The organism is Hyphobacterium sp. (assembly GCF_965228115.1).
Lineage (GTDB): Bacteria > Pseudomonadota > Alphaproteobacteria > Caulobacterales > Maricaulaceae > Hyphobacterium.
Genome location: NZ_OZ245794.1, coordinates 1,863,860 through 1,878,198, shown reverse-complemented (window position 1 = coordinate 1,878,198; position 14,339 = coordinate 1,863,860). Strand labels below are relative to the sequence as shown.

General features: G+C 55.9%; 17 protein-coding genes. 9 read left to right on the top strand and 8 right to left on the bottom strand.

The window, feature by feature from the left end; translation table 11 throughout:
* Window positions 1-60 precede the first annotated feature (60 nt).
* Both mnmE and ACO079_RS09770 read right to left on the bottom strand, forming a co-directional pair.
* Window positions 61-1,380 (bottom strand): tRNA uridine-5-carboxymethylaminomethyl(34) synthesis GTPase MnmE, encoded by a 1,320-nt coding sequence (mnmE, locus tag ACO079_RS09775; RefSeq protein ID WP_421792941.1) that lies wholly within the window; start codon window positions 1,378-1,380, stop codon window positions 61-63.
* Window positions 1,381-1,387: 7 nt separating this feature from the next.
* The gene (locus tag ACO079_RS09770) at window positions 1,388-1,624 is read right to left on the bottom strand and encodes a DUF6489 family protein (RefSeq protein WP_421789575.1); all 237 of its coding nucleotides are present in this window, start codon (window positions 1,622-1,624) and stop codon (window positions 1,388-1,390) included.
* An 81-nt stretch (window positions 1,625-1,705) separates the two neighbouring features.
* Between ACO079_RS09770 and ACO079_RS09765 the strand changes: the two genes are divergently transcribed.
* The 3 genes from ACO079_RS09765 to ACO079_RS09755 are packed head-to-tail and all read left to right on the top strand — an operon-like array spanning window position 1,706 to window position 4,187.
* On the top strand, window positions 1,706-2,404 hold the full coding sequence (locus tag ACO079_RS09765) for a dienelactone hydrolase family protein (RefSeq protein WP_421789573.1): 699 nt from the start codon (window positions 1,706-1,708) through the stop codon (window positions 2,402-2,404).
* A gap of 9 nt (window positions 2,405-2,413) precedes the next feature.
* Window positions 2,414-3,334: a glycerophosphodiester phosphodiesterase family protein gene (locus tag ACO079_RS09760; RefSeq protein WP_421789571.1), complete on the top strand. Its 921-nt coding sequence runs from the start codon at window positions 2,414-2,416 to the stop codon at window positions 3,332-3,334.
* Window positions 3,273-4,187 carry a glycerophosphodiester phosphodiesterase family protein gene (locus ACO079_RS09755; RefSeq protein ID WP_421789569.1) on the top strand — a complete coding sequence of 305 codons (915 nt, stop codon included), beginning with the start codon at window positions 3,273-3,275 and terminating at the stop codon, window positions 4,185-4,187. Before ACO079_RS09760 ends, ACO079_RS09755 begins: the two co-directional genes overlap by 62 nt.
* A gap of 3 nt (window positions 4,188-4,190) precedes the next feature.
* On the opposite strand, the gene ACO079_RS09750 is transcribed toward ACO079_RS09755, so the two are convergent.
* The 5 genes from ACO079_RS09750 to hemE all read right to left on the bottom strand — a co-directional run bounded on the left by ACO079_RS09750 (window position 4,191) and on the right by hemE (window position 8,929).
* A complete protein-coding gene (locus ACO079_RS09750; RefSeq protein WP_421789567.1) occupies window positions 4,191-4,817 on the bottom strand; it encodes a glutathione S-transferase family protein in 627 nt (208 codons plus the stop codon).
* A gap of 10 nt (window positions 4,818-4,827) precedes the next feature.
* The gene (gene rho / locus ACO079_RS09745) at window positions 4,828-6,093 is read right to left on the bottom strand and encodes a transcription termination factor Rho (RefSeq protein WP_421792940.1); all 1,266 of its coding nucleotides are present in this window, start codon (window positions 6,091-6,093) and stop codon (window positions 4,828-4,830) included.
* 316 nt (window positions 6,094-6,409) lie between these two features.
* Complete coding sequence (locus tag ACO079_RS09740; RefSeq protein ID WP_421789565.1) at window positions 6,410-6,874, bottom strand: CopD family protein; 465 nt, start codon at window positions 6,872-6,874, stop codon at window positions 6,410-6,412.
* Window positions 6,867-7,904: a ferrochelatase gene (hemH, locus tag ACO079_RS09735; RefSeq protein WP_421789563.1), complete on the bottom strand. Its 1,038-nt coding sequence runs from the start codon at window positions 7,902-7,904 to the stop codon at window positions 6,867-6,869. Before hemH ends, ACO079_RS09740 begins: the two co-directional genes overlap by 8 nt.
* The gene (hemE, locus tag ACO079_RS09730; protein WP_421789561.1) at window positions 7,901-8,929 is read right to left on the bottom strand and encodes a uroporphyrinogen decarboxylase; all 1,029 of its coding nucleotides are present in this window, start codon (window positions 8,927-8,929) and stop codon (window positions 7,901-7,903) included. The genes hemH and hemE overlap by 4 nt, the downstream gene beginning before the upstream one ends.
* Before the next feature lie 452 nt (window positions 8,930-9,381).
* Between hemE and ACO079_RS09725 the strand changes: the two genes are divergently transcribed.
* From ACO079_RS09725 to dnaQ, 5 genes are read left to right on the top strand one after another with little or no spacing between them, the layout of a single operon-like run.
* Window positions 9,382-10,212 carry a pyruvate, water dikinase regulatory protein gene (locus ACO079_RS09725; RefSeq protein ID WP_421789559.1) on the top strand — a complete coding sequence of 277 codons (831 nt, stop codon included), beginning with the start codon at window positions 9,382-9,384 and terminating at the stop codon, window positions 10,210-10,212.
* Complete coding sequence (locus ACO079_RS09720; RefSeq protein WP_421789558.1) at window positions 10,209-10,796, top strand: nucleoside triphosphate pyrophosphatase; 588 nt, start codon at window positions 10,209-10,211, stop codon at window positions 10,794-10,796. The genes ACO079_RS09725 and ACO079_RS09720 overlap by 4 nt, the downstream gene beginning before the upstream one ends.
* Complete coding sequence (locus ACO079_RS09715; protein WP_421789556.1) at window positions 10,793-11,629, top strand: shikimate dehydrogenase family protein; 837 nt, start codon at window positions 10,793-10,795, stop codon at window positions 11,627-11,629. Before ACO079_RS09720 ends, ACO079_RS09715 begins: the two co-directional genes overlap by 4 nt.
* Window positions 11,626-12,252, top strand: a complete 627-nt coding sequence (gene coaE, locus ACO079_RS09710; protein ID WP_421789554.1) for a dephospho-CoA kinase — start codon at window positions 11,626-11,628, stop codon at window positions 12,250-12,252. The genes ACO079_RS09715 and coaE overlap by 4 nt, the downstream gene beginning before the upstream one ends.
* Complete coding sequence (gene dnaQ / locus ACO079_RS09705; RefSeq protein ID WP_421789552.1) at window positions 12,245-12,937, top strand: DNA polymerase III subunit epsilon; 693 nt, start codon at window positions 12,245-12,247, stop codon at window positions 12,935-12,937. The genes coaE and dnaQ overlap by 8 nt, the downstream gene beginning before the upstream one ends.
* Window positions 12,938-12,959: 22 nt before the next feature.
* Here dnaQ and secB read toward each other — a convergent pair whose 3' ends face one another.
* Window positions 12,960-13,478: a protein-export chaperone SecB gene (gene secB, locus ACO079_RS09700; RefSeq protein ID WP_421789550.1), complete on the bottom strand. Its 519-nt coding sequence runs from the start codon at window positions 13,476-13,478 to the stop codon at window positions 12,960-12,962.
* 164 nt (window positions 13,479-13,642) lie between these two features.
* Here secB and ACO079_RS09695 point away from each other — a divergent pair, with 164 nt between their 5' ends.
* The gene (locus ACO079_RS09695) at window positions 13,643-14,245 is read left to right on the top strand and encodes a Tim44/TimA family putative adaptor protein (RefSeq protein WP_421789549.1); all 603 of its coding nucleotides are present in this window, start codon (window positions 13,643-13,645) and stop codon (window positions 14,243-14,245) included.
* Window positions 14,246-14,339: the final 94 nt, after the last annotated feature.

Sequence of the window (14,339 nt, the reverse complement as noted above, 5' to 3'; positions counted from 1 at the left end):
TGTAAGGCGCACGCAAACGAGAGTCGAGCCTTTTTCGATCCCTTGTTTCACGTGAAACATCTATTTGCCGATACAAAAGCGCGAAAAAACCTCACCCAGCACGTCTTCGACATCGATCCGGCCCGTCAATCCTTCCAGCGCGCGCACCGCGAGCCTCACATCCTCGCCTGCCAGCTCGGGCTCAAACAATTGAGCATTTGCGCGCGTTAGCGCCGCAAAAGCGGCCCCCACTTTCTGGCGATGACGCGCGCGCGACAATGCCGGCATTTCCCGCGCCGTCAACGCCTCCCTGACAATTCGTGTCAGACGCGCTTCTAGCTCAGACACGCCTGCGCCCGTCCGCACCGAAAGCGACAACGCCACTATAGAGTCAGGGAGAGTCAGCGACTGATCTGAATCGGACTTGTTAACCACAATCAGGTCTGATTTACCAAGAATTTCTAAGAATTCCGCTCTCCAGGGCTGAGCACCATCCAGCACGCCAACGACGTAATCAGCAGAGTCAGCACGAGTCAGGGCTCGCTTCACCCCCTCACTTTCGACGACATCCTGCGTGTCGCGGAGCCCTGCTGTATCCGCCACCACCACCGCAAAGCCGCCGAGCACCATGCGCACCTCGACAATGTCCCGCGTCGTGCCGGGAATATCCGTGACAATGGCTGCTTCGCGACCGGCGAGCGCATTCAGCAGGCTGGACTTTCCTGCATTGGGCGGCCCGATGATCGCGATGTTGAATCCCTCCCGGATTCGCTCACCGCGATGATCATCTTTCAGATGCGCTTCCAGCTCGCCGATTAGGCCATCGAGCAGGGGGCTGGCGGTTTGGGCCAAAGCCTCCGGCACGTCGTCTTCATCCGGAAAATCGATCTCACCTTCAATCGAAGCCAAAACGGACAAGAGCTGCTGGCGCCATCCTTCGTAAAGTGAACGGAGCACGCCCGTCATCTGGGCGAAGGCCTGTTCCCGCTGCGCGCTGGTTTCGGCGTCAATCAAATCGGCGAGACCTTCGGCCTCGGTGAGATCGAGCCGTCCGTTCTCGAAGGCACGGCGGGTGAACTCGCCGGCCTCGGCGGCTCTGGCACCCAGCCCGGCCAGCCGGTCGGTCATTGCCTCGATTATGGCTGGACCCCCATGGACCTGAAATTCTGCACAGTCCTCACCCGTAAAGCTATGAGGTCCGGGAAACCAAAGGAGAAGCCCCTCATCAATGGGCCGGCCGCCTTCCTCTCCAAAACGGCGCAGGCTGGCCATGCGGGGGGCGGGCCAACCGCCGGCAACCATTTGCGAGGCGATGGCTATTGTGTCCGGACCGGAAATCCGGATGACAGCCACACCCGACCGGCCCGGCGGTGTGGCCAGGGCGAAGATGGTATCGCGTATCATGGGATCAGTCTTTTTTGGCCTGACCTGCCTGCTGCATCAGCGCCATGAACTGATCCTGCATCTGCCCGCCAAACGACATCCAGTTGCGCATCATCACATCCGGATCCAGCGAGGAAACGTTTTCCTGCATGCGCTTGGTCATTTCCTCGACCATGACATCATTGACCTTGCTGACGTCCGGCAGGCCGAAGAAGGCACGCGCTTCCGCCGGGGTGCAATCAATATCCAGTTTCACCTTCATGGCTGGCCTCTCTTGTTGTCATAATCCATGTTTATATCTTGTCTTGCGAACCAAATGAAACGCAATAACAGGAGACGCCCCATGCCGGCAGAAACGATCACGATCCCGTCGCCTGATGGCGATTTTTCCGCCTATCGCGCGACCCCCGAATCCGGCCAGGGCGCTGTTATTGTCGTGCTGCAGGAGATTTTTGGCGTCAATCAGGTCATGCGGGATATCTGCGATGATCTTGCCGGTCAGGGCTTTGTCGCCATCTGCCCGGACCTCTTCTGGCGCATTGAACCCAATATCGACATCACGGATCAATCCGAGGAAGAGTGGAAAAAAGCCTTTGATCTCTTCGCTAAGTTCGATGTCGAACTGGGTTTAAAGGATATCGCACTTGTCGTGGATCATGCACGCCGGGATAACGCCGGAAATGGCAAGGTCGGCGCCATCGGCTACTGCCTTGGTGGCCTCTTGGCTTATCTCACCGCCTGCCGCACTGATGCGGATGCTTCAGTTGGGTATTATGGCGTCAATATTCCTAATTTCATGAATGAAAATAATAATATAACAGGCCAGCTAATGTTGCATGTTGCCGGCAAGGACCAGTTTGTCGATTCAGAAGCCCAGAAAGCCATGCATGACGGCCTTGATGGGAATTCTCATGTCGTCCTTCACGATTATCCCGGGCAGGATCACGCATTCGCACGCCAGGGCGGGGCGCATTTCGATGCCGAGGCTGCAGATCTCGCCAACACGCGCACGCGCGCCTTCCTTCAAACTCATCTCGGATAAGGGTTTTCCATGCTTCGCAGCTTTCTTGTTACCGCATCTGCTATCGCTCTTAGCGCGTGTTCAGGCGAAGATGCTTCAAATCCGGGCTCTGGTGAGTCAGGTTTCGACAACGTCGATCTTTCCGCTTACCTTGATTGTGCGCGCGAACAGCGCGTTACACTTCTGCAAGCGCATCGCGCCGGCGACAGGCCCGGTGCTGCCGAAAACAGCGTGGCCGCTTTAAACGCCTCGCTGGACGACGGCGCGGTCTTTATCGAACTGGATGTCACGCGGTCCGGCGATGGGGTTCTGTTTTTGATGCATGACGATCTTCTGGACCGGACGACTACCGGGTCCGGGGTCTTCTATAATCGTGCCTTCGATGAGCTTTCCGATCTCGAATTGATAGACCTCAATGGCAATCCAACCGGGGAGGCGATTCCAACACTCGCGGATGCGCTGGCCGCGCTTGATGGGCGTGGGATCGCTCAGATTGACCGGAAGAGCCCGGCAAGCTTTGAAGCGATCGCCGACGTACTCGAAGCTGAAGATGCCGTTGATCGCTCGATCATCATCACCTATTCGCTGGAAGATGCCATAGCGCTTCATCAGAGGTTGTCTGAGGTTATGATCTCGGTCGGAATCCGTTCCCTGGACGATGTCGAGACGCTTCGTGAAGCAGGTGTCGACCTCAGCAGAATAACGGCCTGGTTGGGCTTGGGGGATGGAGACACTACGCTGGACGAAGAACTGACAATGCTTGGGATCGAGACCAGCTATGGCGACTTCCGTGCAGAGCGGGAAGGTCAGGCTGACTACCGCCAGATGGCGGCCAACGGCGCCGAGGTGATCAGCGTAGATGATGTGCCGGCCGCTTCCAGGGCACTCGATGGCAACACAACCGGAACAGATTTGCTTCAAACCTGTCCCGCAGCGGGCGCCTCGAATTGATGCGGGGCCACCGGCTGCCATGCTGAGCGCCTTGATCCTCGCCGGTTGGTTTCAGGTTACAACCGAGCCGCCTTCCATTCCCGCATTGCTCGAATGCGCGCGTGACGCCGATATAACGCTGGTTTCCGTTCACCGCGCAGGGGGCTTTGCGCCGGGTATTCCAGAAAATTCGCTTGCGGCGTTTCATGAGGCGGCGCGGATCGGGGCCGCCTTTGTTGAAGTTGATCTGAGAGAAACCAGAGATGGAGAGATCATTCTCCTCCATGACTTGACGCTGGATCGAACAACCACCGGTTCGGGCCCTGTCGCCAATTCTTCTCTCGTTGAGCTGCGTTCGCTTATTCTTGTTGATGCAGATGGCCGCCGCACGCATCAGCGAATCCCGACTATGAGTGACGCGTTTTCGACGGCCGGTGAGCTGAACCTCTATCTTCACCTGGATCTGAATGGACTCGCGCCGGAACGCATCGCCCGTCTGGTATTGGAAGCGGGAATGGAGCACCGCACCCTCATTCAGGTGGCACAAGAGGACGGTGCCGCAATCGTGCAGAGCTTATCGCGCGATATCGCGATCCTGCTTCCCTTCTCCGACCGCTATGAAGTCCTCAATAGTGAGCTTGATTTCGATACGCTGATCAGCTGGATCGGCTATGGCATCCCCGATGCCCGTACTCAATATTTTCTGGGTGGACAGAGTATTGAAACCGCCATGCACGATCTTCCAGGCGAACAAGGCGGCACGATTGACTATTCATATATCGACGAGCGGAATATCGAGCTGCTGGTTTCCTCGGATCCCGCAGCCGCTCTTTCCGTTTTCGGGCGGTGGGACCGGTATTGCCCGGTGGACTAACGCCTAGTCGGCTGTCGCCCGCTTCCAGCTGTCCAAAGCTGTCACGCGCTTGAAATAGTCCTTCAGCTCATCGGGGACGCCGTCGAACTGTTTTGCAAGTTTCACCAGGAGCAAGATGTAAACCACGGACATATCAGCAAGCGTCAATCTTTCGCCGGCCAGCCATTCACGGCCCTCGAGCCCGCGATTGGTCAATAGTTCAGCTTGCTTGTTGAATTCAGATTTAGCCCATCGGGCGAGCGATTCATTGCGCTTGTCTTCCGGCAATAACATTGTGTGAGCCAACATCAGGCTGTTGGCCATCACCATGGTCGCTTCACCGAAATGCAGCCACTCCAGATATCGGGCATAATCCGGCTCGTCGGGTGACAAGACGAGATCGGTCGGTCCGTACCGGCCGGTCAGATATTGCATCATGGCCAGCGATTCCAGCATCAAAAGATCGCCGTCCCGCATCGCCGGAATTTTCTGCAGCGGGTTGATCGCCTTGAACGCTTCGCCACCAACCCGTCCATGGACGAATTCCGGCCGCTCGAGCTTATAAGGGATCCCCATCTCCTCCATCACCCAGCGGGGCCGGACGCCCCGCGTCAGCGGAGCGTAGTAAAGCGTGATATCGGGCGAGGGCATAATCGATCCCTTACGTATTCATGCTGTCGAAGAAATCCGAATTGGTCTTGGATTCCTTGAGTTTGGACAGAAGGAAGTCGATGGCGTCCTGAGCCCCCATCGGGTTGAGAATCCGGCGGAGCACATAGGTTTTTTGCAGATCCACCTTGTCGACCAGCAATTCTTCTTTCCGCGTACCTGACTTCAATATGTCGATGGCCGGGAAGACGCGCTTGTCCGCCACCTTGCGGTCCAGAACAATTTCCGAGTTACCGGTCCCTTTAAATTCCTCGAAGATAACCTCGTCCATCCGCGATCCAGTATCGATCAACGCCGTTGCGATAATCGACAGCGATCCGCCATTTTCAATATTCCGGGCGGCACCAAAGAAACGCTTCGGACGTTGCAGCGCATTGGCATCCACGCCACCGGTCAACACCTTGCCCGAAGACGGCACAACCGTGTTGTAGGCGCGTCCAAGGCGCGTAATGGAATCGAGCAAGATCACAACATCACGGCCGTGTTCGACGAGGCGCTTCGCTTTTTCGATCACCATATCTGCGACCTGGACGTGGCGGGTGGCCGGCTCATCGAAGGTCGAGGATATGACCTCGCCCTTCACCGTCCGCTGCATATCCGTCACTTCTTCCGGACGCTCATCGATCAGCAGAACGATGAGATAGCAATTCGGGTGATTGGTCTCGATAGCGTGCGCTATATTCTGCAATATCATCGTCTTACCGGTGCGGGGCGGCGCCACAATCAGGGCCCGCTGACCTTTTCCGATCGGTGAGACGATATCGATGACCCGGCCGGTTTTGTCTTTCTTGGTCGGATCCGGCAGCTCGAGCACGAACCGTTCCTCGGGATAGAGCGGCGTCAGATTATCGAAATGGACTTTATGGCGCGCGGCATCTGTATCGGTGAAGTTGATGGCGCTGATTTTCAACAGGGCAAAATAGCGCTCGCCATTGCGCGGCGCGCGGATTTCGCCTTCCACGGTGTCACCTGTGCGCAATCCGAACTTCTTGATCTGGTTTGGCGAAACGTAAATATCGTCCGGCCCTGCCAGATAGTTGGCTTCAGGCGACCGCAGGAAACCGAACCCGTCCTGAAGGATTTCCAGCGTTCCGTTGCCATAAATCTCGACGCCGCGTTCCGCCACTTCTTTCAATATGGCGAACATCATGCCTTGCTTGCGCATGGTGGCAGCGTTCTGGATATCAAGCGCTTCTGCGATCTGGAGCAATTCTGTTGGCTTCTTGGCCTTTAACTCCTGAAGCGTCATGCGCTCCATGCCTGCCAGTTGAGGCGGCAAGGTTTTTGGTTCACTCGAGGATTCTTCGACGTCGTTCTCTGACTCATCGTCGAGATCGTCGTCATCCGTCAGGTTTTCATTATTTGTATCAGACATGGGACTCGCTGGGTTGATCTTGAAATCAGATTTGAAGAACCGGCCTGACTCGCAATCCACCTGCAGGCAGACAAGGGTCAAACGGATTTGTCAGGGTCGCCGGGTTCGCTCGGTTGAAGCGCACACCGGGAGAAGGAATTTCGCGGATACGAAACTTTCCTGACGAGTGACACAGGCCACCGGGTTCGTCAAGATTGACTTAGCGCAAGGCGACCGTGGCAATGAGCACAATAATAATCGCTATCACTGCCGGAATTTCATTATAAATCCGGAATTTGCGATGTGGCCAGTCATTTGTTCCGGCGGCGAAACGCGCCTGCCGGTTGGCAAAGATATGGTGAAGCCCGGTCATCAATACAATGGAGGCGAACTTTACGCCCCAGTCCCAGGCCAGAAAAATCGACCAGCCCCCCGCCCGTTCCGCGTTCGACCAGATCAGTAAAATCCCAAATACCCAGGTCGCGATCATGGCCGGGTCCATGATGAATTTCAGGAGGCGATACTCCTGCAGTTTCAGGGTTTCATCGAGCTCGCCACCGGGCTCGGCCTGGCAGTGATAGATGAAGAGTCGCGGCAGATAGAGCAGACCCGCCATCCAGGCTATGACCGTCAGGATGTGAAAGCCACGCAGCCAGTCGTAAGAGCTCAGGATAAAATCAGACATTCGCCAGAACAGGATTAGGACATTTCCCAAATCCTGACGGACAGATGCGTTTCCCGCAAGGCGGTTTCAGACCTGACTTTCCTTCCAGCGCATCAAGTGTCAGATCCGCCAGGCTGTCGATGAAGGCGCCGGCAAGTCCCAGCGCAGGTACGCGGACATATCGCTCGACGCCTTTTTCTTCTGCAAACTCGGCATATTCCTCGTCCAGTTCAACAAGGGTCTCGATGTGTTCGGACACAAAGGCGATTGGAGTCAGCAAGATATCCTTGCCGTCATCAGCCGCTTTTTCGATGGATTCTTCCGTTGCAGGCCCGATCCATTTCAGCGGGCCCACACGCGATTGATAACAGACTTGCCAGTCCGGGATTTCCGGCAAGTGCGCCATGACTGCTTCACAGGTTTTTTCCACCTGCCATTGATAGGGATCTCCCTGCTCAATCGTCCGTTCGGGCAACCCATGAGCCGATAAAAGCACGCGAACATCCCTGGGCTCGCCCATCTGTTTCCAGCTGTTCCGGATCAATGCTGCATGCGCCTGCAAAAATCCTTCTGCTTGCGGGTAGCAACACACCGTACGGGCTTCACCACCGCCCGCTTTTTTCCATCCGGTCAGGGATGATCCGGTCGTTGAGGTCGAAAACTGCGGATAGAGCGGTAGCAAGACCACCTCATCCGGGCTCCAGGAGGCTACATCGCGGACGGCTTCTTCCACATAGGGGTGCCAATACCGCATGGCGATAAAAGCTTTGAATTCAGTGTCGGGCTGCCGCGCACCAAGCTCGGCAATCAGCGCATCGGCTTGTTTTTCCGTTTCCGGCCGCAAGGGCGATCCACCCCCCATTTTGGCATAGTTTTCAGTTGCTTCTGGTGTCCGAGTTGTAGAAATCAGCCAGGCAAGGAACTCCCGGATCGGGCCAGGGGCACCGATAATCGCAGGATCACGGAACAGGTTTCGCAAGAACGGCTTCACATCGTCCGGGCCGTCTGGACCGCCCAAATTGAACAAAACCACTGCAATTTTGCGTGTCATCTCTTTCCGCCTCGAATCCGCGAGACGAGCCGTTCAACATGTTCAACCGGGACATCCGGCGTAATGCCATGTCCGAGATTGAAGATATGTGGACGCTCGCGGAAAGCGGAGATGATGCGGTCGACTTCCACGTCAAGCGCAGATCCTCCAGCGCGCAGTACTGCCGGGTCCAGCTGACCTTGCAAAGGCATGTCCTTGGGTAGGGCATCCAGCGCCCATTGTGTGTTCAACCCGTAATCAAGCGCCAGCGCATTAGCACCGCTCTCGCGCGCATAGGTCACATAATTTGGTCCAGCACCCTTGGGGAATCCGATAACCGGAACGTTGACGCCATTTTCACGGAGCCCATCAACGATCCGGCGCGTTGGCCGGATGACAACATCTTCAAACATGGGTGGCGGCAAACCCTCCGCCCAGCTGTCAAAGATTTTCAGGACTTCAGCGCCGGCTTTTGCCTGCATGATTAGATATCGGATGGTCGCATCAGCCAGAAGATCAAGCAGGCGCGCCATGGCTTCGGGATTTTCCCAATACATGCGCCGGGCATTCCAGCGGTCCTTCGAACCCCCGCCTTCGATCATATATGTCGCAACGGTCCAGGGCGCACCGGCAAATCCGATCAGCGCGGTTTCATCTGGCAGGCTGACCGAGAGATTCTTGACGGTCTGACCGACCGGACCAAGTAGTCCTTCGACATCGCCAATTTCCATATTTTCGATGTCGGCTGCTGACAAAGGGTCAAGTTGTGGACCTTCGCCCGCCACAAACCAGACCTTTCTTCCCAAAGCCATTGGAATTAATAGGATATCTGCAAACAAGATCGCCGCATCAAAGCCAAATCTCCTGATCGGCTGCAAGGTGACTTCTGTTGCCTTATCGGGAGACAGGCAGAAATCGATGAAGTCTTTTGCGGTGGCACGGACCTCGCGGTATTCCGACAGGTAGCGCCCGGCCTGCCGCATCAGCCATACGGGTGGGGGGCTTACTGGATTGCCGTTCAGGACATCGAGTAAAATCTTGCTCATGTCGAGAGGGTTAGTTGCGAAGCCGTATGATGGCAATGCGGGTTAACCACATGACCTATCATTCTTCTAATTTATTTTTAAAGATTGAGAGAGTCGTTGGCGCTGACGGTAGTGGGGGAAACCGATTCAACCCCAAAACCCACATGAATATGAGCTGTTCTTTAATTTCAGAACTTTATTCTGTTTGTATGTTGGAAAACGTGAAAAATCCAATTTATTCATATGATTAGTGGACATACAACGCCAACAAGTGGGCAATTTCCGGGGGATTAGCGTGAATTGTCTTAACTTTCCGGCCAGTTTTCCACGCTTGAACCGGGCTGTGAAAGATCATTGGACAATCGAGCTGGTAATCCCCGATGATCTGCCCCAATCCGGGCGTCGTGCCCAACCTGTTAACGACGCGCGTAGTTGTTAACACTTCATTAACCCCTGTGCCCCTGTTTGCGATCATGCCTGCAAAAGAGCCCCGGAAGTTTGATGTTCACCTCGTCTCCGACTCGACCGGAGAAACGCTGGGCGAGGTGATGCGCGCCTCTGTGGCGCAGTTCGATGATGTGGATGTCATCGAACATCTCTACGCGCTGGTTCGCTCGCCCCGGCAAATGGACAAAGCGCTTGAGGAGATCGAACGCTCGCCAGGAGTGGTTATGTACACCATTGTCTCGGCTGATATGCGCCAGCGGCTGGAGGAGCATTGTCAACGCATCGGCGTTCCGGCCATCGCTATTCTTGATCCAATTATCGCGACCTTGTCAGGCTATCTCGCTTTGCCGCCTTCCAGCCGGGCCGGCGCGCAACATGAGCTTGATTCCCAGTACTACAAGCGCATTGAGGCCTTGAATTACGCGATCATGCATGATGATGGTCAGGGCGGAAATCTGGAAGGCGCGGATGTCGTCCTGCTGGGTGTGAGCCGGACATCCAAAACCCCGACCTGCATCTATCTGGCCCATCGTGGTGTGAAAGCCGCCAATATCCCTCTTGTGAAAGGTGCTACCCGCCTGGAGGGAATTGAAGCCTTGCAGAACCCTTTGATTGTTGGTCTGACAGCGTCTCCTGAACGCATTGTTCAAATCCGCCGCAACCGGCTGTTATCATTGAATGAAGGTCGGGATACAGAATATGTCGATGATGGTGCCGTTAAGGATGAAATCATTGCCGCGAAGCGGCTCTATGCGCGTCATGGATGGCCAATGATTGATGTGACGCGCCGGTCAGTTGAGGAAACCGCCGCGAAAATCCTGAACCTGATAAATGAGCGGAAGGCGAAAGCTCAATGACAAGGCTGATCCTTGCCTCGGGAAGCGAAATCCGCCAGCAGATTCTCCGAAACGCCGGGATAGGTTTTGACGTGCAAATGTCCGGCGTTGATGAGGATGCCATCAAGCAGAAATGGTCCGGCGGCGATCCGGCGGACCTGGCCCTTCAGCTCGCCGAAGCCAAGGCAGGTGCGGTTTCAAAAGGGAATGAAGGTCTTATTCTGGCAGCCGATCAGATTCTCAGTCTGGAAGGCAGGCTGTATGACAAGGCGAAATCAACCGATGAGGCGCGTGACCGGCTTTTAATGTTGCGCGGCAAACCCCATACCCTGCATTCCGGTCTGGTCGCAGTACGAAATGGCCAGACAATCTGGCGACACAAACAGGACAGCCATCTAAGCGTCAGGGAATTCACAGATTCGTTTCTGGATCAATACCTGACATCTGCGGGCGATGAACTGACAAAAAGTGTCGGTGCATATGCCTATGAAGGATTTGGCGCTCAGCTTTTTGAACATGTTGATGGCGATTATTATGCCATTCTGGGCCTCCCGCTATTGCCGGTTTTGTCGCTGCTGCGGGATGAAGGCGTGATACCGGTATGAAGCTGTCGGGGACGACACGAATAGCCGGTGTCATCGGCTTCCCAATCGCGCACTCTCTTTCGCCCTTCTTGATGAACCGGTGGATCCGGAAAGCCGGGCTGGATGCCGCGTACATCGCCCTGCCCGCCCAACCCGTTTTGGGCATCACAGATATCAAAGCTTTGTCCCGCTCCGGGCTAGCCGGGCTGAATGTAACGCTTCCCTTCAAACCCATGGCCGCAGCTGCAGCAGATTTTCAGAGCGAGGCGGTCAAAAGAACCGGCGCGGCCAATCTACTTAGATTTACCCCGGATGGGATCCATGCCTTCAACACAGATGTGGAAGGGATTCGTTATGCGGTCGATAGTGCCGGTTATACCCTTGAAGGGGCCAAATTGCTGGTCCTGGGTGCCGGCGGCGTCGCGCGTGCAGTATGTGAGGCTGGCCGCCAGGCCCGCGCGGATAAAGTTGTCATTGTCAACCGCACTTTTGAAACTGCTGAAGCACTCGCCAGAACTGACCGGACTTTCGCAGCCGAGCGCTGGGAGGCGAGGCAAAAGCTTGCGGCCAATACTGACATTATCATCAACGCAACGTCTCTGGGGCTTGATGGGATGAGCCAGCCCGAACTCAACTGGGAGCAAATTCCGGAAAAGACCGTTGCGTTTGATACTCTATATACGCCTGCGAACCGGCCTTTTTTAAAGCAGGCTGCGGACTCAGCTCATAGGGTTATTGACGGCTTGCCCATGTTTCTGGGTCAGGCTCGGCCGTCCTTCAAGACGCTGTTTAATTGCCCCGTTCCGGGTGATGAGGACGTCTTGAATGTCCTCCGGCAAGAGCTGGTGGAATGAAAGTGTACAAGCTCGGCCTGACAGGATCGATCGGGATGGGAAAGTCCACGACCGCCTCCATGTTCGCCGATGCCGGCGTGCCGGTTTTTGATTCCGATGCAATTGTCCATGACCTCTATGCAAAGGACGGCGGCGCTGTGGCCCCACTGGAAAGCGTGTTCCCGGAGGCCATCGAGAATGGCGCTGTGTCCCGTCTCCGCCTCTCCGCTCTCTTGGCTCAAGACCCGTCCCGGTTCGAGGTGTTAAACCGCATTGTCCATCCCCTGGTGTCGGAGCGGCGGGAGGCCTTCCTCGAAAAAGCCGCGCAAGCGGGACATGATCTCGTTGTTTTTGATATTCCCCTCTTGTTTGAAACCGGGGGTGATGGCCTGGTCGATGGTGTTCTGGTGGTCACGGCGCCAGAAGGAATCCAACGCGAACGCGTGCTTGCGCGGCCGGGCATGACGGAAAAAAAATTCGATTATATTCTTTCCCAACAAACACCCGATGCGGAAAAACGTGCCCGCGCTGATTTCTTGATCGATACGTCCAAAGGCCTGGAATTTGCGCAGAAAGCTGTGGAAGAACTGATCGGGAAATTGAAGAAATCGGCAAATCAGCCAAGTAAAAATGCCGATGCGTGAAATTGTTTTTGATACCGAAACCACGGGTCTGGACCCGCAAACGGGTGACCGGATCACCGAGCTGGGATGTGTGGAGGTCGAGGATTTTATCCCGACTGGCCGGACCTGGCATTCTTACGTAAACCCACAGCGAAGCGTACCCGAGAAGGTTACCGAGATCACCGGGCTGACCGCTGAATTCCTTGCTGACAAGCCCCTATTTGCCGATGTGGCCGACGATTTTCTGGCCTTTGTCGGTGACGCGAATGTGGTTGCGCACAATGCGCCTTTTGATCGCGGCTTCATCAATATGGAGCTGGAGCGAGTGGGCAAGCCCGTCATTCAAAATGATCGCTGGGTTGATACGGTTGTCATCGCCCGCAAGAAATACCCAGGCGCACACGCGTCTCTTGATGCGCTCTGCAAACGGTTTGGAATTTCACTCGAAACCCGCGACAAGCACGGCGCGATTATCGATGCCTTACTGCTGGCGGATGTTTATCTGGAACTTAATGGCGGACGCGAACGCGCGCTGGACCTGGCAGGGGATGCTGGAGAGGCAGGCGGACCCGTCCAGTTTCCCTCCCGGCCCTCACGAACGAATGCTCTGTTGTCCCGCCTTTCGCCTGAAGAGGATGCTGCGCACCGGGCGTTCATAGAAACGCTGGGCGATAATCCGATCTGGATAAAAAGCGGGCGGCTCTAGGCCGCCCGTTTCGTTTCCGGCGTTATTGTACCGGGGCGTCGCCGTTTGGCGGTTGCTGACCGGCAGCGGCCTGCTGTTTGGCCAGTTGCTGACGGTAGAGCCCGGCAAAATCGATCGGCTCCAGCATCAGCGGCGGGAATCCACCATCGCGGGTCGCGTCAGCAAAAACACGGCGCGCGTAGGGGAAGATAATCCGCGGACATTCAACCAACAGCATGGGCTGGCGTTCCTGATCATTGAAATTCTTCATCTCGAAAAGGCCGCAATAATTCAGCTCGCAGATGAAGACGGTATCCTCGCCACGCTGGGCACGCGCTGACATGATAATGGCAACTTCATACTGGTCATTTTCAAGACCCCGCGCCTGGACGTCGATATTGATATCAATGTTTGGCTGGGCTTGATTAGCCCGAAGGGTTGCCGGCGCACCAGGGTTCTCAAAGGACAGATCCTTGATGTATTGAGCCAGGATTCGCATTTGCGGCAGGTCCTGCGGGTTTCCTTGGGGCGGAACAGCGCCAGTTTCCGGCGTATCGGCCATGTTTTCTCTCCAGCCTGAATTGGGGCGACCGGCATTTAAACCGGTAAAACGTGAAGGCGCGCGCCTAACATGTGCGTGAAGACTGAGCAAGACACAGGCTGCGGGCTGACACTTTCGCCTGATCACCCTATGTTAGGGTCAACGAAAGCTCCGGATATTCCGTAATGGAACTGATCACGCTTCTCATTGCTGCTGGCGCTGCCGCATTCTTTGGCTATCGCCTGTTCACCGTGCTGGGCCGCAAGACCGGTCATACACCGGATTTGCGTCCGGTTTCCCCCGCGAATGAGGATGCGTCTCAAACGGCAGACGCTTCGCCTGCTCTGGCCGAAGGCACCAACACGTCGCGTTGGGTTGTGGATATGGATCCGGCCCAATTTCTGGAGGGTGCCAAGAAAGCCTATGCGCTTGTTGTGGAAGGTTTCGCCAAAGGTGACCGCGCCGGTCTTGAACCGCTGCTGAGTGAAAAAGTCTTTGCCCGCTATGAAAAGGCGATCTCCGATCGTGAAGGGCGGGACGAGACCACGACCACTGAGATCGAACGGATTTCGGAATCCGAGATTGTCGATTCTGTGCGCGACGGCGGTGTGCTGCAGGTAAAAGTCCGCTTCAAAGCGGATATTGCCACCGAAACAAAAAACAAGGATGGCGAGCGTGTATCCGGCGACCTGACGCGCCTGACCACGGTTGAGGAGGTCTGGACCTTTGAAAAATCAGCCGACAGCCAGGACCCGAACTGGCGCCTTGCCGGGGTTCGTACGGCTTAGCGTTTTAGCGCTCGGATTGCTCCTTGCGGCCTGTTCGCCACAAACGGAACCCGACCCGCCTCCCCCGGTAGAAGACCTGTCTGACGGCACACAG